The 18,396-nt window shown below is 69.7% G+C and carries 16 protein-coding genes and 1 other RNA gene; 11 read left to right on the forward strand and 6 right to left on the reverse strand.

Going from position 1 to position 18,396, the window contains the following annotated elements; all coding sequences use genetic code 11:
* Positions 1-98: 98 nt before the first annotated feature.
* The 4 genes from rnpB to map all read right to left on the reverse strand — a co-directional run bounded on the left by rnpB (position 99) and on the right by map (position 3,464).
* Positions 99-477: RNase P RNA component class A (rnpB, locus tag JLI01S_RS02485), an RNA gene on the reverse strand.
* 48 nt (positions 478-525) lie between these two features.
* Positions 526-1,779: an APC family permease gene (locus JLI01S_RS02490; RefSeq protein WP_068259412.1), complete on the reverse strand. Its 1,254-nt coding sequence runs from the start codon at positions 1,777-1,779 to the stop codon at positions 526-528.
* A 53-nt stretch (positions 1,780-1,832) separates the two neighbouring features.
* The gene (gene ppgK / locus JLI01S_RS02495) at positions 1,833-2,588 is read right to left on the reverse strand and encodes a polyphosphate--glucose phosphotransferase (RefSeq protein ID WP_068259414.1); all 756 of its coding nucleotides are present in this window, start codon (positions 2,586-2,588) and stop codon (positions 1,833-1,835) included.
* 12 nt (positions 2,589-2,600) lie between these two features.
* Positions 2,601-3,464 (reverse strand): type I methionyl aminopeptidase, encoded by an 864-nt coding sequence (map, locus tag JLI01S_RS02500; protein ID WP_068259418.1) that lies wholly within the window; start codon positions 3,462-3,464, stop codon positions 2,601-2,603.
* Here map and JLI01S_RS02505 point away from each other — a divergent pair.
* Positions 3,463-3,744, forward strand: coding sequence for a hypothetical protein (locus JLI01S_RS02505; protein ID WP_369407363.1), 282 nt, complete (start codon positions 3,463-3,465; stop codon positions 3,742-3,744). The genes map and JLI01S_RS02505 overlap by 2 nt on opposite strands.
* A 6-nt stretch (positions 3,745-3,750) precedes the next feature.
* On the opposite strand, the gene JLI01S_RS02510 is transcribed toward JLI01S_RS02505, so the two are convergent.
* Together JLI01S_RS02510 and panB are read right to left on the reverse strand one after the other, a co-directional pair.
* Positions 3,751-4,377 carry a class I SAM-dependent methyltransferase gene (locus JLI01S_RS02510; protein ID WP_218005442.1) on the reverse strand — a complete coding sequence of 209 codons (627 nt, stop codon included), beginning with the start codon at positions 4,375-4,377 and terminating at the stop codon, positions 3,751-3,753.
* Between the two features lie 4 nt (positions 4,378-4,381).
* Positions 4,382-5,284: a 3-methyl-2-oxobutanoate hydroxymethyltransferase gene (panB, locus tag JLI01S_RS02515; protein WP_068259422.1), complete on the reverse strand. Its 903-nt coding sequence runs from the start codon at positions 5,282-5,284 to the stop codon at positions 4,382-4,384.
* Positions 5,285-5,473: 189 nt separating this feature from the next.
* On the opposite strand from panB, the gene JLI01S_RS02520 reads away from it, so the two are divergent.
* The 10 genes from JLI01S_RS02520 (at position 5,474) to JLI01S_RS02565 (ending at position 18,090) form a co-directional block, all read left to right on the forward strand.
* Positions 5,474-7,831: an immune inhibitor A domain-containing protein gene (locus JLI01S_RS02520; protein ID WP_068259425.1), complete on the forward strand. Its 2,358-nt coding sequence runs from the start codon at positions 5,474-5,476 to the stop codon at positions 7,829-7,831.
* A 108-nt stretch (positions 7,832-7,939) separates the two neighbouring features.
* Positions 7,940-9,277, forward strand: a complete 1,338-nt coding sequence (locus JLI01S_RS02525; protein ID WP_068259428.1) for a glutamine synthetase family protein — start codon at positions 7,940-7,942, stop codon at positions 9,275-9,277.
* A gap of 7 nt (positions 9,278-9,284) precedes the next feature.
* Positions 9,285-12,248 carry a bifunctional [glutamine synthetase] adenylyltransferase/[glutamine synthetase]-adenylyl-L-tyrosine phosphorylase gene (locus tag JLI01S_RS02530; RefSeq protein WP_068259432.1) on the forward strand — a complete coding sequence of 988 codons (2,964 nt, stop codon included), beginning with the start codon at positions 9,285-9,287 and terminating at the stop codon, positions 12,246-12,248.
* A gap of 61 nt (positions 12,249-12,309) precedes the next feature.
* Positions 12,310-13,656 (forward strand): histidinol dehydrogenase, encoded by a 1,347-nt coding sequence (gene hisD / locus JLI01S_RS02535; protein ID WP_068259435.1) that lies wholly within the window; start codon positions 12,310-12,312, stop codon positions 13,654-13,656.
* Positions 13,653-14,771, forward strand: coding sequence for a histidinol-phosphate transaminase (locus JLI01S_RS02540; RefSeq protein WP_068259438.1), 1,119 nt, complete (start codon positions 13,653-13,655; stop codon positions 14,769-14,771). The genes hisD and JLI01S_RS02540 overlap by 4 nt, the downstream gene beginning before the upstream one ends.
* Positions 14,768-15,379, forward strand: a complete 612-nt coding sequence (gene hisB / locus JLI01S_RS02545) for an imidazoleglycerol-phosphate dehydratase HisB (RefSeq protein WP_068259441.1) — start codon at positions 14,768-14,770, stop codon at positions 15,377-15,379. The genes JLI01S_RS02540 and hisB overlap by 4 nt, the downstream gene beginning before the upstream one ends.
* Before the next feature lie 8 nt (positions 15,380-15,387).
* Positions 15,388-15,981 carry a hypothetical protein gene (locus JLI01S_RS02550; RefSeq protein ID WP_157074791.1) on the forward strand — a complete coding sequence of 198 codons (594 nt, stop codon included), beginning with the start codon at positions 15,388-15,390 and terminating at the stop codon, positions 15,979-15,981.
* Positions 15,978-16,628 carry an imidazole glycerol phosphate synthase subunit HisH gene (gene hisH, locus JLI01S_RS17415; protein WP_068259448.1) on the forward strand — a complete coding sequence of 217 codons (651 nt, stop codon included), beginning with the start codon at positions 15,978-15,980 and terminating at the stop codon, positions 16,626-16,628. The genes JLI01S_RS02550 and hisH overlap by 4 nt, the downstream gene beginning before the upstream one ends.
* Positions 16,625-17,368 carry a bifunctional 1-(5-phosphoribosyl)-5-((5-phosphoribosylamino)methylideneamino)imidazole-4-carboxamide isomerase/phosphoribosylanthranilate isomerase PriA gene (priA, locus tag JLI01S_RS17420; protein ID WP_068259450.1) on the forward strand — a complete coding sequence of 248 codons (744 nt, stop codon included), beginning with the start codon at positions 16,625-16,627 and terminating at the stop codon, positions 17,366-17,368. Before hisH ends, priA begins: the two co-directional genes overlap by 4 nt.
* Positions 17,365-18,090, forward strand: a complete 726-nt coding sequence (locus tag JLI01S_RS02565) for an SseB family protein (RefSeq protein ID WP_068259453.1) — start codon at positions 17,365-17,367, stop codon at positions 18,088-18,090. Before priA ends, JLI01S_RS02565 begins: the two co-directional genes overlap by 4 nt.
* The last annotated feature ends 306 nt before the right edge of the window (positions 18,091-18,396 follow it).

Below are 18,396 nucleotides of genomic sequence, written 5' to 3' on the forward strand. Positions count from 1 at the left end.
TGAGGTCGGTTCCGGGCCGCGCGGCCCGGAACCGACCTGAGGGTGGTGCCGTCCGTCGTGCCGTGCGTCTCTGGCACTGAGCAGCGGGCGAAGGGGGTGGGATGAGTCGGCCTGTAAGCCGGGTTCTGTCATCCGACACCGTTGCCGGTGCCGGTGAGACGGCCATCCATCTCGGGTCGCCGTTGCCGACGACCTCCAGCGTCCTACCCGTGCACTCGGGCGAGCAGCCCTCGGACGCGCACTGTCTGGACTTGCTCCTGGTGGGGTTTACCGAGCCGATCCGGTCACCCGGATCGCTGGTGGTCTCTTACACCACCGTTTCACCCTGACCTCGACCGCAAGCGGTCAAGGCGGTCTGCTTTCTGTGGCACTGTCCCGCGGGTCGCCCCGGGTGGCTGTTGGCCACCACCACGCCCTGTGGAGCCCGGACTTTCCTCGACACCGCCGAGGCGGTGACGCAGCCGTCCGGCCGACTCATCCGTGGAGCAGTGTACGGGAGCAGAGAGCATGACTGCGTCGGTCGGCTCACTCCCGGGTCGTGTGCCGCACCCAACCGATGATCGCGCCGAGCAGCAGGACCAGCACCGCGGCGAGGACGGACTGCCAGGGCAGGAGCAACGCCATCACCAGGCAGGCGATGACGCCCACGGAGGGGATGACGCGCCGACGCCACCGGGGCTCGAGTGTCCACGCGCTCGCGTGCACCAGTGCGAAGTGGACGAGGATGCAGCACGAGGCGAAGCCGATGGCTTGCCGGGCGTCCACGAGGACCACGGACACGATGACCAAGGCCGCGATGACGGCGACGGCTCGCCGTGGCACCCGTCGCGGTCCGTGGCGGGCGGCCAGTGGGACGGGGAGATGGCGGTCGCGGGCCATGGTGGCGACGTCACCTGCGGCCGTGAGCACGAGCGAGCTGAGGACTCCGCCAGCGGCAAGGACGGCCGCGATGCGCAGGACGGGTCCGAGCCAGGGCCACACCGAGATCTCGGCAGCCTCCGCGAGGGGAGCCTGACGGGCTGCGACCCAACCGGTGCCCAAGGTGCGGGTCAGGGCCACGGTGACGAGCAGGTACAGCGTGATGGCGATGCCGAGCGAGATGGTGACCGCGCGAGGGACGGTGCGCGGGGAGACCGTCTCGGCACGCAGGTTGACCAGGCGGAGGTGCCCGACGAAGGCGAACAGGACGATGCCGCTGGCTGCCGCGACCCCCAGCGGTCCGCCGGAGCCCTCTGCGTCGACCGGGGCATCGGTGAGGACCGGCGGGGTGGTGAGCAGCACCGTGGCGAAGATGAGGACCGCCAGCACGATGAGCATGGCGATCATCCGCTCAGCGCGAGCGGAGCGCTCGATGCCCTGCACGTGCAGCCCGAGCACCGCGAGCACGGCGACGACACCGATCACCTTTGACCCGTCGGGCAGGACATGCAGACCGATGGTCAGCGCGAGTGCGGCGCACGCCGAGATCGCGCCCACGACGTGGGCCCAGCCGGCGAGATGGCCCCAGGGTGTACCGAGCCGATCGCGGACGTGCGTGTGCGTGCCCAGGGCTGCGCGGTCGGTCGCAGCAAGCGTGAGGGACGAGGCGGCATTGAGGCTCACGACGAGCGCAGCGAGGAGCACGGCCCAGACCAGGTGGTCTCCTGCGGACGCGGCGGCAGGCGCCAGAGCGACGAAGAGGCCGGCACCGAGGGTCGATGCCAAGCCCGTCCCGACAGCATCGGGCAGGCTCAGTCGGCGCGAGTCGCTCCCCGTGCTGGCCCCGGACGATGTCGTCATGGCAACACCCTGCCGTATCCGCGAGCGGGTCGCAGGGAGCGCGCCGAGAGTGGTCAGTTGCCCTGTGTCGCCAGCCAGGCCGCGCCGATGATGCCCGCCTTGTTCCTCAGCCGTGCGGGGACGATCTCGGTGCGCAGGTCCAGCAGGGGCAAGAAGGCGTCTGCCTGCTTGCTGATCCCGCCGCCGACGACGAAGAGGTCGGGCCAGAGCAGGTCCTCGACGTGGGTGTAGTACATCTGCAGCCGCTCGGCCCACTGCTGCATGCTCAGGTCCTCGCGCTTGCGTGCCGAGTCGGCCGCGTGGCTCTCCGCATGGTGACCGTCGATCTCGAGGTGCCCGAGCTCGGTGTTGGGCACGAGGTGACCGTCCACGATCAGTGCCGTCCCGATGCCGGTGCCGAGCGTGGTGAGGAGCACCACGCCGTCGTGCCCCTTGGCAGCGCCGTGGTGGCGCTCTGCGACGCCCGCGGCATCGGCGTCATTGACCAGGTGCACCTCTCGGCCCAGGCGGTCGGCAAAGAGCGCGGCTGCATCGACGCCGATCCAGGAGCGGTCGATGTTGGCCGCGCTGCGCACCACGCCGTGCGTGACGACCGCGGGGAGGGTGATCCCGATGGGCACGTGCGGCTTCGTCGAGAAGTGGTCGACGATCTGCTCGATGACCTCGCACACCGCGTCCGGCGTCGAGTGCTCGGGAGTGGTGATGCGCAACCGGTCATCAGCGAAGGTGCCCGTCTCGAGATCGACCGGAGCGCCCTTGATGCCGGAGCCCCCGATGTCGATGCCCAGCGCGTCATAGCTCGTACTCATCGGGACCGCCTGTCAGCAGAGGGTGAGGATCTCGTTGCCATCATCGGTGATGAGGATCGTGTGCTCGAACTGGGCCGAGCGACGCAGGTCCTTGGTGACGACCGTCCAGCCGTCATCCCACAGGTCCCACCCGGGTGTCCCGAGGTTGAGCATCGGCTCGATCGTGAAGGTCATGCCCGGCTCGATGACCGTGTCGTATCCTGGCGCGGCGTCGTAGTGGGGGATGACCAGGCCGGAGTGGAAGCTCGTGCCGATGCCGTGGCCGGTGTAGTCGCGCACGACTCCGTAGCCGAAGCGCGCCGCGTACTTCTCGATGACTCGGCCGATGATGTTGACCTGACGACCCGGCAGGGCCGCCTTGATCCCGCGCATCATGGCCTCGTGGGTGCGCTCGACGAGCAGGCGGGACTCCTCATCGGGCTCGCCCGCGAAAAAGGTGGCGTTGGTGTCGCCGTGCACCCCGCCGACGAAGGCCGTGATGTCGATGTTGACCAGGTCGCCCTCCGCGAGCGGGCGGCTGTCCGGGATGCCGTGGCAGACGACCTCGTTGACCGAGGTGCACAGCGACTTGGGGAAGCCGCGATAGCCCAGGGTCGAGGGGTAGGCGTCGTGGTCGAGCAGGTACTCGTGGCCGATGCGGTCGATCTCGTCGGTGGTCACGCCCGGTGCCACGGCTGCCCCTGCGGCGGCGAGCGCGCCGGCGGCGACCCGTGAGGAGTGCCGCATGAGCTCGATCGTCCCGGCGTCCTTGATCTCCGAACCGACGAAGGGGGTGGGCGCGGCCTTGTCGACGTACTCGGGACGGGCGATGCGGCCGGGGACCTGGCGTCTCGGGGAGACCACGCCGGGTGTCACGGTTGCGGTGGAGGCGAGCATGCTGTGGAGTCTAGGCAACGAGGGTGCGGCCGAAGCGCCCCGGTTGGCGGACGAGGACTCCGCCAGGAAGGACGGGACGACGATGGCGTACTGGTTCAACATCGAGACCAATGAGGTCGAGACCGATGACAACCGCTCGCAGAATGCGGACGTGATGGGTCCGTACGACACCGAGGCGGAGGCCGCTGGCGCGTTGGCCACTGCGCAGGCCAAGACGGAGGCCTGGGACGAGCAGGACCGCAAGGACCGGGCGTGGGAGTCGGGCGACGCTGACGCCTGATCCCGCTCAGCGGGGTCGGTGGAGTGTGAGCGCCCAGCTCCCGTCGCCCGGCCAGGGCTGTGCATCCCACGACGCGTAGCGGGCGACGAGCGAGAGGTCTGCGGCGAAGGCTGCTCGCTCGGCGTCCTGCGCGCTGACAGCGGCAGCGCCCTCGGGTTGGTGCCCGGGCAGCGCCCATCCGCAGACGAGCAGGCCATCGGCGCTCAGGTGCGCCCGCATGCGGCGCAGGACCTCGACGAGCGTCCCGTCGGCGAGGAAGGGCACGACATTGCCCGCCATCATGACGATGTCAAAGGTCTGCGCGGTGAGCGAGAGCGTGCTCAGGTCAGCGTGCACGAAGCGCGTGACCTCGTCGCGCTCGCGGGCGACCTCGATCATCGCGGCGTCCGCGTCCACACCGACGACGTCGTGGCCGAGCCGGGTCAGGGTGGTCGCCACTCTGCCCGTGCCGCAGCCCGCATCGAGGATCCGTGCCGGCGCCTCCCGCAGGCCATGGACGAATCGGGCCTCGCCGTCGAGGTCCGCACCCCGACGAGCGAGCTCGTCGAAACGACGCTGGTAGGCGTTGGCGGCGTCGATGCCACCGGACACCTCTGACCAGCGGGTGCGGATCTCCGGGAGGTTGCCGCCCACGGCGTCAGCTCTCGAACGAGTGCTCGGACGCGGGGAAGGACCCCGAGGCGACGTCGGCGGCGTAGGCCCGGGCGGCGTCACCCAGGACGGTGCTCAGGTCGGCATAGCGCTTGACGAACCGCGGCGCCTTGCCGGTGCGCAGCCCGGCCATGTCCTGCCAGACGAGGACCTGCGCGTCGCAGTCCGGCCCCGCGCCGATGCCGATGGTGGGGATGCGCAGCTCTCGGGTCACGGCGGCAGCGGCAGGAGCCGGGACCATCTCCATGACGACGGCGAAGGCGCCGGCCTCCTGGACGGCCCGAGCGTCCTCGAGGAGCTGTGCCTCGGCGTCACCGCGCCCCTGGACGCGATAGCCGCCGAGCGTGTGCTCGCTCTGGGGCGTGAAGCCGATGTGTGCCATGACGGGGATGCCGCCCTGCGTCATCCGCTCGATGGCGGGCGCCATCTCGACACCGCCCTCGAGCTTGACCGCGTGCGCCAGGCCCTCCTTCATCAGCCGTGCCGCCGACATGTAGGCCTGCTCGGGGGAGGCCTGATAGGTGCCGAAGGGGAGGTCCGCCACGACGAGCGCGCTGGCCGCGGCCCCGGCCACGGCACGGGTCAGCGGGATCATCTCCTCCAGCGTGACCGGCACCGTCGTCTCGTGGCCATAGACATTGTTGCCGGCGGAGTCGCCGACAAGCAGCACGGGGATGCCTGCACCGTCGAAGACCTGCGCGGCGTACATGTCGTAGGCAGTGAGCATCGCCCAGCGCTCACCGCGCTCCTTCATCGCCTGCAGGTGGTGGATCCGGATCCTCTTGGGTGCCGTCGCGTGCGGCGCCGAGCCGCTGCCGTACGGCGCGGTGGTCTCGGGGGCTGGGCCCTCGGCGGGCGTCGGGGCAGTGGGCGTGGGGGGCGTGCTCATGGCTCCAGCCTATGGCGGAGCGCTCAGCTGCCGTCCGCGGGCGGCAGATAGAGGGAAAACCCGGACGTCGCCACCCGAAAAGGTAAGGATTCCTTCAGGAAATCTCGTCACGTCTCCCGATGGCCGTCAAATCTTGGTTGAGTGCGCTCACCCCCTGTGGCACGAGCCACACCATCATTTGGAGGATCCGTGAAGAGACGCCACACCTATGTCGTGTCCGGTCTCGCTGCGTCCGCCCTTGTCCTGACGCTTGCGCCCCTGTCGGCCAATGCTGGGACAACGGCCGTGGCCACCGACGACCCAGCCGCTTCGACGGCCCGGCACGACGACCTGCCCAACCCCTTGGGCGACGCGCAGCGCGAGCTCCGCAAGGATGCGGTCGACCAGCTCATGCGCGGCGAGGCGAAGCTGGTCACGAAGAACGGCACCCAGGTCATCGAGATCAAGAGCGAGGACGCGCCTGAGCGCCACGCCAAGGGCAAGGGCCACGAGGACCACACCACCAAGGGCACGCACAAGGGCAAGGACAAGAAGCCCCCGCGCAGCAAGTACGTCCAGTACGACGTCGACCGCGAGGCCTCGGTCTTCACGATCCTCACCGACTTCGGTGACCAGACGCTCCCCGCGACCGGCGGCGAGGCCGGCCCGGCTCACAACGAGATCCCCGAGCCCGACCGTACGCAGAACAACTCGACCATCTGGGACGAAGACTTCAGCCAGGAGCACTACGAAGAGCTGATGTTCGCTGACGGTCAGGAGTCCTTCAAGGACTTCTACCTCAAGCAGTCCAACGGGCGCTTCCTCACCAAGGGTGACGTGAGCGACTGGGTGACGGTGCCGTTCAACGAGTCCCGTTACGGCCACAACCCGGTCGAGGGTGATGGCACGTCCGAGGCCGACGGCTACTGGAACTACATCAAGGACACGGCGACTGCCTGGTACGAGGACCAGAAGGCCCAGGGCAAGTCCGACGCCGAGATCAAGGAGTACCTGGCCCAGTTCGACGTCTGGGACCGCTACGACTTCGACGGTGACGGCGACTTCAACGAGTCCGACGGCTACATCGACCACTTCCAGGCCATCCACGCAGGCGAGGGCGAGGAGGCCGGCGGCGGCGCCGAGGGCGAGGACGCCATCTGGAGCCACCGTTGGTACGCCTACTCCAACAACATGGGCAAGGCCGGACCGGAGCAGAACAAGCTCGGTGGCGTTCCCCTGGGTGACTCCGGCATCTGGATCGGTGACTACACGACCGAGCCCGAAAACGGTGGTCTGGGTGTCTTCACCCACGAGTTCGGCCACGACCTCGGTCTGCCGGACCTCTACGACACCGCCGGCGGCGACAACGGCACCGGCTTCTGGACCCTCATGTCCGGTGGTTCGTGGCTCAACGACGGCACCAACGACATCGGCTCCAGCCCCGGCTACATGGGTGCCTGGGAAAAGCTGCAGCTCGGCTGGCTCGACGTCCAGACGGTCAAGCAGGGACAAAAGGCCAATGTCGACCTCGGCCCTGCCGACCGGGATCACGCCAAGAAGCCGCAGGCTGCTGCCGTCATGCTTCCCGCGGAGACCGTGACGACCGACTACAACACGCCGCACTCCGGCAGCTTCGAGTGGTGGTCCGGCTCGGCCGACGACCTCAACAACACGTTGACCCGTGAGGTCGATCTGACCGGTGCCACGTCGGCGTCCGTGTCGGCACAGCTGGCCTCCGACATCGAGGAGGGCTACGACTTCCTTTACACCGAGGTGAGCACAGACGGCGGTTCCACCTGGGAGGAGATCGCGGCCAACGATGGCGGCGACCTGTCCTGGGGTGAGATCAGCAATGACCTGCGTGCCTACGCGGGCAACACGGTCCTCTTCCGCTGGCGCTACCAGACTGATGGTGGTCTCTCGAAGTCCGGCGCCTTCCTCGACGACATCGTCATCACCGTCGACGGGGCCCCGGTCCTGACCGACGACGTCGAGTCCGGCGACAACGGCTGGACGGCTGACGGGTTCACCCGGATGTCCGGGTCGACCTCGGTGGACGTGCAGAGCTACTACCTTGCTGAGAACCGCGTCTACTCGGGCTACGACAAGAACCTGAAGACGGGCCCGTACAACTTCGGCTTCGCCGACCGGCCTGACTGGGTGGAGCGCTTCCCGTACCAGGACGGCCTGCTGGTCTGGTACATCAACAACGCCTACACGGACAACAACACGAGCGCGCACCCCGGCTACGGCATGGTCCTGCCCGTGGATGCCCGTCCGGCTCCGGTGAAGTTCTCCAACGGCAAGCTGCTCGGCAACCGTCGTCAGCCCTTCGACGCCACCTTCGGCAAGCAGTCCACCGACGAGGTGACCTTCCACAACGCCGGGATCCCGCAGACGGTTCCGTCCACCAAGGGCATCACGACCTTCGACGACTCCGACACGGACCGTTACTGGTCCGCGGAGAACCCGTGGAGCTCGACCAAGGTCGCCGGCTCGGGGACCTCGATCAAGGTCCTGAAGGAGAAGAAGGACGAGATGAAGATCCAGATCCGGGCCGGGCGCTGACCACGCTCGCCGGCTGAGCACGACAGACACCGGGCTCGCCCCGTCCACCTTGGACGGAGTGGGCCCGGTGTCATGTGCAGACCACATCGCTAGGGCAGGATGGGCAGCATGGATCGCCAACAGGAGTTCGTCCTCCGCACCATCGAGGAGCGGGACATCCGGTTCGTCCGGTTGTGGTTCACCGATGTCCTCGGGACATTGAAGTCGGTGGCCATCGCGCCGGCCGAGCTCGAAGGTGCCTTCACCGAGGGCATCGGCTTCGACGGCTCGGCGATCGAGGGCTTCACCCGGGTCTACGAGGCAGACATGCTCGCCCGACCTGACCCCTCGACCTTCCAGGTCCTGCCGTGGCGGGGTGAGCACCCGGGGACCGCCCGGATGTTCTGCGACATCCAGCTCCCCGACGGCAGTCCGGCCCTTGCCGATGCGCGCTATGTGTTGCGTCGAGCGCTGGACAAGGCCGCTGACATGGGCTTCAGCTTCTACACCCACCCGGAGATCGAGTTCTTCCTGCTCAAGCAGGGCACGCCTCCCGGCGAGCGTCCCGTCCCGGTTGACGAGGGCGGCTACTTCGATCACGTGCCGAAGGGGGAGGCCCACGACTTCCGTCGGGCCGCCATCACGATGCTCGAGTCCGTGGGGATCTCTGTGGAGTTCAGCCACCACGAGGGTGCGCCGGGGCAGAACGAGATCGATCTGCGGTACGCCGATGCGCTGTCGACCGCGGACAACATCATGACCTTCCGCACGGTCATCAAGGAGGTGGCCCTCGAGCAGGGGGTCTACGCGACCTTCATGCCCAAGGTCTTCGCCGAGTACCCGGGCAGCGGCATGCACACCCACATGTCGCTCTTCGAGGGTGACACCAATGCCTTCCACGAGCCGGGCGCGCCCTACCAGCTGAGCAAGGTCGGTCGTCAGTTCATCGCGGGCCTGCTGCACCACGGTCGCGAGTACGCGGCCGTGACCAACCAGTGGGTCAACAGCTACAAGCGGCTGTGGGGCGGAGGCGAGGCGCCGGCCCACCTGACGTGGGGCCACAACAACCGCTCCGCCATGGTGCGCGTCCCGATGTACAAGCCCAACAAGGGCAACTCCAGCAGGGTCGAGCTGCGCAGCCTGGACGCCTCCTGCAACCCCTACCTCGCCTTCGCGGTCATGCTCACCGCAGGGCTGAAGGGGATCGAGGAGGGCTACGAGCTGCCTCCCGAGACCGAGGACGACGTGTGGGGCCTGACCGACCGGGAGCGCCGGGCGATGGGCATCAAGCCCCTGCCGTCGAGTCTCGCCGAGGCGATCGAGGCCATGGAGGAGAGCGAGCTGGTCGCCGAGACGCTCGGCGAGCACGTCTTCGACTTCTTCCTGCGCAACAAGCGACAGGAGTGGGCGGACTACCGCAACCAGGTCACCCCCTTCGAGCTGGAACGTCTGCTGCCTCGGCTGTGAGGACCGCATGAGCCCGCCGACCCGACCCCTGCCCACCCTGGCGCGACGCGGTTTCAGCGACCCCCGCCGGGCGGAGTCACTGCTGGCCGATCCGGCGCTCGAGCCGCTCGCGGACGTGCGTGAGCTGATCCTCGCGGCACTGGCCAAGTCAGCCGATCCTGACCAGGCACTGCTCGGCCTCGTCCGGCTGCTCGAGGTGAGCGACAGCGATGACCTCGTCGCAGCACTGCGCACGGACGATGCCGCCAGGGCACGAATGGTCGGGGGGCTCGGGATCTCCACCGCTCTCGTCGACCACCTGGTCGCCCACCCCGAGCAGTGGCGGGACGCCGTCGAGGCCCGGGAGATGTCGCCTGAGGAGCGCACCGACGCGCTGCTCGGGGAGATCGCGGACCATGGGGACCTCGAGCCCCAGGACGCGCTGCGGGTCGGCTACCGCCGCCAGCTACTCGGGATCGTCGCCCGGGATGTCACCTCCGAGGATCCCGTGGCAGCTCTCCCGGACATCGCGCGGGCCATCGCCGACCTCGCCGGATCCGCCCTCGAGGGCGCCGTGCGGATCGCGATCGACGAGCTGGGGGAAGAAGGCCAGTCCTGCCGGTTCGCCGTCATCGGCATGGGCAAGGCCGGCGGGCGGGAGCTGAACTACATCTCTGATGTCGACGTGATCTTCGTCGCTGAGCCGGTGGAGGGCGTCGACGAGACGGCTGCCTTGGAGGTCGCGACCAAGATCGCCACCCGGACGATGCACGCATGCGCCGACGCGACCGCCCACGGCAGCCTGTGGCCGGTGGACGCCGCCCTGCGACCGGAGGGCAAGCAGGGCCCGCTCGTGCGCACGGTGGCCAGCCACCGTGCCTACTACGAGCGGTGGGCCAAGACCTGGGAGTTCCAGGCGCTGCTCAAGGGACGTCACCTCGCCGGGGACGCCGGTCTCGGCGCCGAGTACCTCGGGGCCATGCAGCCGATGGTCTGGGAGGCCGCCTCCCGCGAGGACTTCGTCGACGACGTGCAGGCCATGCGGCGACGAGTCGAGCAGCACATCCCACCCGCGGAGGCGGCGCGCCAGCTCAAGCTCGGGCCCGGAGGACTGCGCGATGTCGAGTTCTCCGTCCAGCTCCTGCAGCTGGTCCACGGGCGCACCGACGAAACCCTGCGATCGGGGACCACGCTCGATGCCCTCGCGGCGCTGTCCACGGGGGGCTACATCGGTCGCGCCGACGCCGCAGTCCTCGAGGAGGCCTACCGCATCCTGCGCACCCTCGAGCACCGGATCCAGCTGCACCGACTGCGTCGCACCCACCTCATGCCGACCTCCGAGGAGGACCTGCGGCGGCTCGGTCGCTCGATGCGCCTGTGGGACCAGCCGGACAAGCAGGTGGTCACCCTGCGCACCGGCCACTCGCGCGAGGTCCGACGACTGCACCAGCGCCTCTTCTACCGGCCACTCCTCTCGGCGGTCGCCCGATTGAGTCCCGACGAGGCGTCCCTGACGCCCGATGCGGCTCGAGAGCGACTCAGCGCGTTGGGCTATCGCGACCCGGCCGGTGCCCTCCGGCACCTCGAGGTCCTCATGGGAGGAGTCAGCCGGGCTGCGGCGATCCAGAAGCAGCTGCTGCCCGTCATGCTCGAGTGGTTCGCCGAGATGGCCGACCCCGACGCGGGGCTGCTCGCCTTCCGCAAGGTCAGCGAGGCCCTGGGCACGACGCACTGGTACCTGCGTCTGCTGCGCGACGAAGGACAGGCCGCCCAGACCCTCGCGCACACCCTCGGTGCCAGTCGGTTTGCCGGTGAGCTGCTGCTCGCCAGCCCCGAGGCCGTGCAGATGCTCGGGGAGGGTGATGGGCTGCGTCCACGCACCCACCAGGAGCTGCTGCGCCGGATGCGCTCGGCCGCCGGACGGCGCGAGGACCCCGAGGCCGCGGTCGCGGCCATCCGGGCGATCCGGCGGGCCGAGATCTTCCGGGTCGCCGTGGCCGACCTGGAGGACAAGCTCACGCTCGACGAGGTGGGGGAGGCGCTCACCGAGGTCAGCGACGCGACGATCGAGGTGGCGCTCGAGGTCGTGATCCGCAAGATCGAGGCCGACCGTGGCGCACCGCTCGGCACCTCGATGCTCATCGTCGGCATGGGCCGGCTGGGGGGTCGAGAGGTCGGGTACTCCTCGGACGCCGACGTGCTCTATGTCCACGACCCCCACGAGGGGGCCGACGAGCAGGCTGCCCAGGAGGCAGCCCTGGCCGTCGTCGGTGAGCTGCGCCGACTCATCGGCGCGGCCGGGTCGGACCCACCGTTGGGGCTGGATGCCGACCTGAGACCGGAGGGCAAGAGCGGCCCGATGGTGCGCTCACTCGCGAGCTACACCAGCTACTACGCGCGCTGGTCGCAGACCTGGGAGGCGCAGGCGCTCCTGCGGGCGCGGCCGGTGGCCGGAGACCCCGACCTCGCGGAGCGCTTCACCGCTCTCATCGACCCGATCCGGTGGTCCAGCACTGGTCTGGACCCGCAGCAGGTCCGCGAGGTCCGGCGGCTCAAGGCTCGGATGGAGGCCGAGCGGCTCCCTCGCGGCGCCGATCGCAGGGCGCACTTCAAGCTCGGGATGGGGGGCCTCTCGGACGTGGAGTGGACCATCCAGCTGCTGCAGATGGAGCACGCCCACGAGCACGCTGACCTGCGCACGACCCGGACGCTTCCGGCGCTCGCCGCTGCGGTGGAGCTGGGGCTCGTGGATGTCGAGGACGCGACCGTGCTGCGGGAGGCCTGGTCGATGGCCTCGCTCCTGCGCAATGCCGGCATGCTCTTTCGGGGTCGTCCCGTGGACTCGGTGCCCTCCAACCTGCGCGAGGCGGACGGCGTGGGTCGCATCGTCGGGATGGAGCCGCGATCGGGACTGGCCCTCGCCGAGTCCTACCGACGTACCGCACGGCGCGCGCGCCACGTGGTCGACCGGATCTTCTACGGGGAGGCGTGAGCGACCTCCTGCGGTGAGACACCGGTCAGGTGACCTCGGCGGCGAACCTAGACTGAGCCTCATGCTCGCCATGATCGATCTGCGCTCCCAGCCCCTCGGGGCCCGGCAGCTGCGCGCGGTACTACCCCGCGCGGAGTACGACGTCGAGGCCGCACTCGATGCGGTCCGGCCGATCTGCGACGACGTCCATGACCGCGGCGCAGAGGCGCTCTACGACGACGCCGAGCGCTTCGACGGTGTGCGGCCCTCCACCCTGCGCGTCCCCGCGGAGGTCCTGCAGGCGGCTCTCCAGACACTCGACGGTGACGTCCGCGCGGCACTCGAGGTCTCGATCGAGCGGGCCCGTGCCGTGCACGCCGACCAGCGACGCGCCGACACCACCACCCGTCTCCACGAGGGCGGCACCGTCACGGAGCGCTGGGTCCCGGTGGATCGCGTCGGCCTCTACGTCCCGGGAGGACGTGCCGTCTACCCGAGCTCCGTGGTGATGAATGTCGTCCCGGCCCAGACCGCAGGCGTCGGCTCCCTCGCCGTGGCCAGCCCTCCCCAGAAGGACAATGTGGGTGTCTTCGCCGGCTACCCGCACCCGACCATCCTGGCCGCCTGCGCCCTGCTGGGCGTGGACGAGGTGTGGGCCATGGGTGGCGCGCAGGCCGTGGCCGGCTTCGCCCACGGTTTCGTCGACGAGGCCTCCGGCGATGACGGCGAGTGCGCCCCGGTGAGTCTCGTGACCGGGCCGGGCAACATCTACGTGGCCGCGGCCAAGAGGCTGCTCAAGGGCCTGATCGGCATCGACGCCGAGGCCGGACCGACGGAGATCGCCGTCCTGGCGGACTCCACGGCCGACCCGGACCACGTCGCCGCCGACCTGATCAGCCAGGCAGAGCACGACCCCCTGGCCGGATCGGTCCTCATCACCGACTCCACGCAGCTCGCCGACGAGGTCAGGGTGGCCGTGGAGCGTCGAGCCGCCGCCACCAAGCACAGCGAGCGGGTCGGCGAGGCCCTCCGTGGCCGCCAGTCGGCCATCGTCCTCGTCGACGACCTCGACGCCGGGCTGCGAGTTGCCGATGCCTATGCGGCCGAGCACCTGGAGGTCATCACCGCCGACGCTGCGGCTGTCGCGGCCCGGGTACGCAACGCTGGCGCGATCTTCGTCGGTGCCCACTCGCCGGTGAGCCTGGGTGACTATGTCGCCGGGTCCAACCACGTGCTGCCCACCGGCGGCAGCGCCGCGCACAGCAGCGGGTTGTCGGTGCAGTCCTTCCTGCGCGGGATCCACGTCGTCGAGTACTCGGCGGACGCGCTGGCCGAGGTCGCGCCACACGTGGTCGCGTTGGCCCAGGCGGAGGACCTGCCCGCGCACGGCGATGCCGTCACCGCACGCACCGGGGAGCTGTCCCGATGAGCGAGATCGCGTCCCTGCTGCGGCCCGAGCTGCGCGACCGCACCGCCTACGGTGCGCCCCAGCTCGACGTCGACGTGCAGCTCAACACCAATGAGTCGTCCTATCCGGTTCCCGCCGAGGTCGTGACCGCGATCCTCGCCGAGCTCGAGGCCGGGCTCAGCAGCCTCAACCGCTACCCGGACCGCGAGTTCACCGATCTGCGCAAGGCCCTGGTCGGCTACCTCGGGGGCCGCAGCGGGGTCTCCCTTCGTCCCGAGCAGATCTGGGCGGGCAACGGGTCCAACGAGGTCCTCTCGCACATCGTCCAGGCCTTCGGAGGGCCGGGCCGGACCGCGCTCGGCTTCACGCCGGCCTACTCGATGCACCCGATCATCAACGAGACGCTCGGGACCACGTGGGTCGATGGTCAGCGCGACTCGGGCAGCTTCGACCTGAGCGTCGAGTCCGCGATCGAGCAGGCCAAGGGAGCCGACCCACACCTGGTCTTCCTCTGCTCGCCCAACAACCCCACGGGATCGGCGCTGCCCTTCGACGTCATCGAGGCGATGCTCGAGGCGGCACCGCGCGCGCTCGTCGTCGTCGACGAGGCCTATGCAGAGTTCGCCCGCCCCGGCACCCCCACAGCGTTGTCGCTGCTCGAGAGGCACCCGCGACTCGTCGTCACCCGCACGATGAGCAAGGCTTTCGCCCTGGCCGGCGGGCGGCTGGGGTACCTCGCGGCGAGCCCTGAGGTCATCGATGCCCTGCGGCTGGTCCGCCTGCCCTACCACCTGTCCGTCCAGACCCAGACGATCGCGCGGGTCTCCCTCGAGCACGCCGACCGCCTCCTCGAGACGGTCGACGCGATCAAGGAGCAGCGCGACCGACTGGTCACGGAGCTGGCGGCGATGGGCCTGGTGCCCGTGCCGAGCGACGCCAACTTCGTCCTCTTCGGAGGTCTCGCCGATGCGCCTGCCACATGGCAGGCTCTCCTCGACGAGGGGGTGCTCGTCCGCGATGTCGGTATCCCGCACCACCTGAGGGTCACCGCCGGCACGCCGGAGGAGACCGGACGATTCCTCGAGGCGATGGCCGGCCTCGTCCCCACGCACGCACTGACCAAGGAGAACCCGTGAGCAGCACCGCCCCCCGTACCGCGACCGCGAGTCGAGGGACCTCGGAAAGCCGCGTCGAGGTGAGCGTCAACCTCGACGGCACCGGCGCCGGTGAGGTGTCGACCGGCGTGCGCTTCTACGACCACATGCTCCTGTCGTTGGCCAAGCACAGCCTCATCGACCTGACGGTCCGGGCCGAGGGCGACGTCGACGTCGACGCGCACCACACCGTCGAGGACGTCGCGATCGTCCTCGGTCAGGCGGTCCGCGAGGCACTGGGCGACAAGAGCGGCATCTCCCGCTTCGGTGACGCCACCGTGCCCCTCGACGAGGCCCTCGTCCACGCCGTCGTCGACGTCGCCGGACGCCCGTACGTCGTGCACACCGGTGAGCCGGAGGGCCAGGAGTACGTCATCATCGGCGGAAACTTCGTCGGCTCCCTCACCCGCCACGTGATGGAGTCCTTCGCGTACAACGCAGGGATCGCCCTGCACGTGCGGGTCCTCTCCGGTCGCGACCCGCACCACATCGTCGAGGCGCAGTTCAAGGCACTGGCCCGCGCCTTGCGCGCAGCCGTGGCCGTGGACCCTCGGGTCACCGGCATCCCCAGCGCCAAGGGCGCCCTCTAGAGCATGCGATGACCCAGCAGGACAGGGGAGTGGTGCTGCTCTCCGCGTCGTCCGCGAGGGCCGTGGAGTGGGTGCGGCGTGGCGTCGTGCCGTGCCACGTGCTCGAGCACAGCGTGTGGTCGATCGTCGTTCCGGCGACCTCGGCGAGTGCTGCAGCCGCGCCCTACGACGACGCACTGACCGTGCTGGCCTCGCGCCATGTCCCGTCACCGATCGCGCCGGCCATCGGACTCTTCGAGATCGGTGACACAGCGGTCATCACCGCGCGCGCGCCGGGACGCTCACCGATCCGGTGGGCCCTGAGAGCGGCCGACCGTGAGGTCGTGCGCGGGCCACAGCTGCCGCCCCTCTCGCCGGAGGACCTCCATCGTGCCCTGGCCACCGGGTCCGCGACCCGCGAGGTGCCCATCGCTGGGATCCGGGGCCTGTGGACCCGGACCGACCTGACGCATCACGAGTGGCTGCTCGAGGCGACCGCCGTGCTGGGGCTGCCCGCCGGACGTGTGCTCGACGGGTCCGACACCGAACTGGGGCCGGTCATCGCTCCCAACCCCCGATCCGTCCAGGACTTCGAGTCCGCCGTCAAGGATGTGCACCAATGACCACACCTCGCGTCGTCGTCCTCGACTACGGCTCCGGCAATGTCCACTCCGCCGTGCGCGCCCTCACGCACGTCGGGGCGCAGGTCGAGCTCACCGCGGACCGACAGGCCGCCCTCGAGGCGGACGGGCTGCTCGTGCCCGGGGTCGGCAACTTCCACGCCTGCATGGCCGGCCTGCGCGCGGCCGACGGCCCGGCGATCATCGACACCAGGCTCGCGGGCGCTCGTCCGGTCCTCGGCGTGTGCGTGGGCATGCAGGTGATGTTCGAGGGCTCGCGCGAGCCCTTCGGCACCCAGCCCGAGCAGGAGGGGCTGGCTCAGTGGCCGGGTACCGCCGAGCGGCTGAGCGCACCCGTCGTCCCCCACATGGGCTGGTCCGAGGTCACCGCAGCAGAGGGCACCACCCTCTTCGCCGGTGTCGAGTCCGAACGCTTCTACTTCGTCCACTCCTACGGCGTCGGCTCCTGGGACCTGCCGACCGCACCCGGGGCGATGGCAGCTGCCCGCCCGCGGGTCACGTGGAGCGAGCACGGGTCCCCCTTCGTCGCGGCCGTCGAGAACGGTCCGTTGTCCGCCACGCAGTTCCACCCCGAGAAGTCCGGGGACGCTGGGCTGCACCTGCTGAAGAACTGGGTGATGTCACTGTGACCACGAACGAGAGCCACCGACTGGAGCTCCTGCCCGCCGTCGACGTGAGAGGCGGACGGGCTGTCCAGCTGCAGCAGGGAGTGGCCGACTCCGGGTGGGACTTCGGCGACCCCCTCCAGGCCGCACGGGTCTGGCAGGACCAGGGCGCCGAGTGGATCCACCTCGTCGACCTCGACGCTGCCTTCGGCGAAGGGAGCAACCGTGAGCTGCTCGCCGGGATCGTCGGCCAGCTCGACGTCAAGGTGGAGCTGAGCGGCGGCATCCGCGACCAGGACTCGCTCGTCGCGGCCCTCGACTCCGGGTGCGCCCGGGTCAACCTCGGGACCGCGGCACTGGAGAACCCCGAGTGGACGGCGGCAGCCATCGCCGAGTACGGCGACCGGATCGCCGTCGGTCTCGATGTGCGGGGCACCACGCTCGCCGCCCGCGGATGGACCAAGGAGGGTGGCGACCTCTGGGAGACCTTGACCCGTCTCAACTCCGAGGGATGCACCCGCTACGTCGTCACCGACGTGGCCAAGGACGGGATGCTGGCCGGCCCCAACCTCCAGCTCCTCAAGGATGTCGCCGCCGCCACGGACGCCAAGGTCGTGGCCAGCGGGGGAGTGACCACCCGCGAGGACGTGGTCGCCCTGCGCGAGCTCGTGCCGGTCGGCGTCGAGGGCGCCATCATCGGCTCGGCCCTCTACAAGGGCACCGTCACGCTCACCGAGGCGCTTGACGCGGCAGGTCGCCCGTGACGGGCCCGGCGGACTCAGCAGGCATTCCGTGGGGCGGGCGGGAGCTCCCGGCCGCGGGCTTCTCAGGAGACACCGGGGAGGCTGACCCGGCACTGCTGCGGGCTCTGACCACCGGCGGCGAGCAAGATGTCCTCGAGCGACTCGCGCAGGCACGGTTGCTGGTCCCTGTCACCGCGGTCGCGTCCGAGACGGTCGAGGGCGACCACGGGCAGGTCGCGGACAAGGAGGCCGACATGGCCGTCCTCCTCCTCGAGCACCCCGACGGGCGGACCGCACTGCCCGTCTTCTCGTCGATGGCGGCCCTGGCAGCCTTCGACGCCTCGGTGCGACCCGTACCCGTCGAGGCGGCGCGAGCAGCCCAGGCCGCCGTGAGCGAGCAGGCCGACCTGATGGTGCTCGACTGCGCCAGCGAGCAGGCCTTCGAGATCAGGGCCTCCATGGTCTGGGCACTGGCGCAGCAGCGACCCTGGCTGCCGGCCCATGAGGACCCCTTCGTCGCGCAGTCGGTCCAGCGCGTCACCCAAGGGCACCAGGAGATCACCGAGCACGTGCTCGCCGAGGGGGCGCCGGACGGCCAGGGCGTCCTGCAGGTACAGCTCACGCTCGTCCCGGGGCTCGACGAGGAGGCCGTGCGTGCGCTCGTCACCTCGGTCGCCGAGCAGCTGGCGACCGACGGAGAGCTGCGGGCTCGCGTCGACGGGCTCTCCTTCGCCATCGTCTGACCGATTTCGGTCGTGGGTCGATCGCTGGTAATGTCTGTCACTGACCGGTCATCGTCCTCGTGGCGATGACGCAAGAGGAGCCTCGCTTCCACCCGCGTCGACCATCGTCTTCGGACACAGGTTGCCGGGTCTCAGGTCTCGGCACGACACGGATCGCTGGATGTCTCGACATCCTCCTTCCACCGTCGATGTCGTGCTCTGGTGGAGGCTCCTCGCGATCAGCGAGGAGCCTTTCTTCGTCGGTCGCCAGGAGTGATACACCGAGCTAAGGAGCCACACATCAGCGAGCCTCGCATCAATGACCGA

The sequence above is a fragment of the Janibacter limosus NBRC 16128 genome, from assembly GCF_001570985.1.
Classification (GTDB): domain Bacteria; phylum Actinomycetota; class Actinomycetes; order Actinomycetales; family Dermatophilaceae; genus Janibacter; species Janibacter limosus.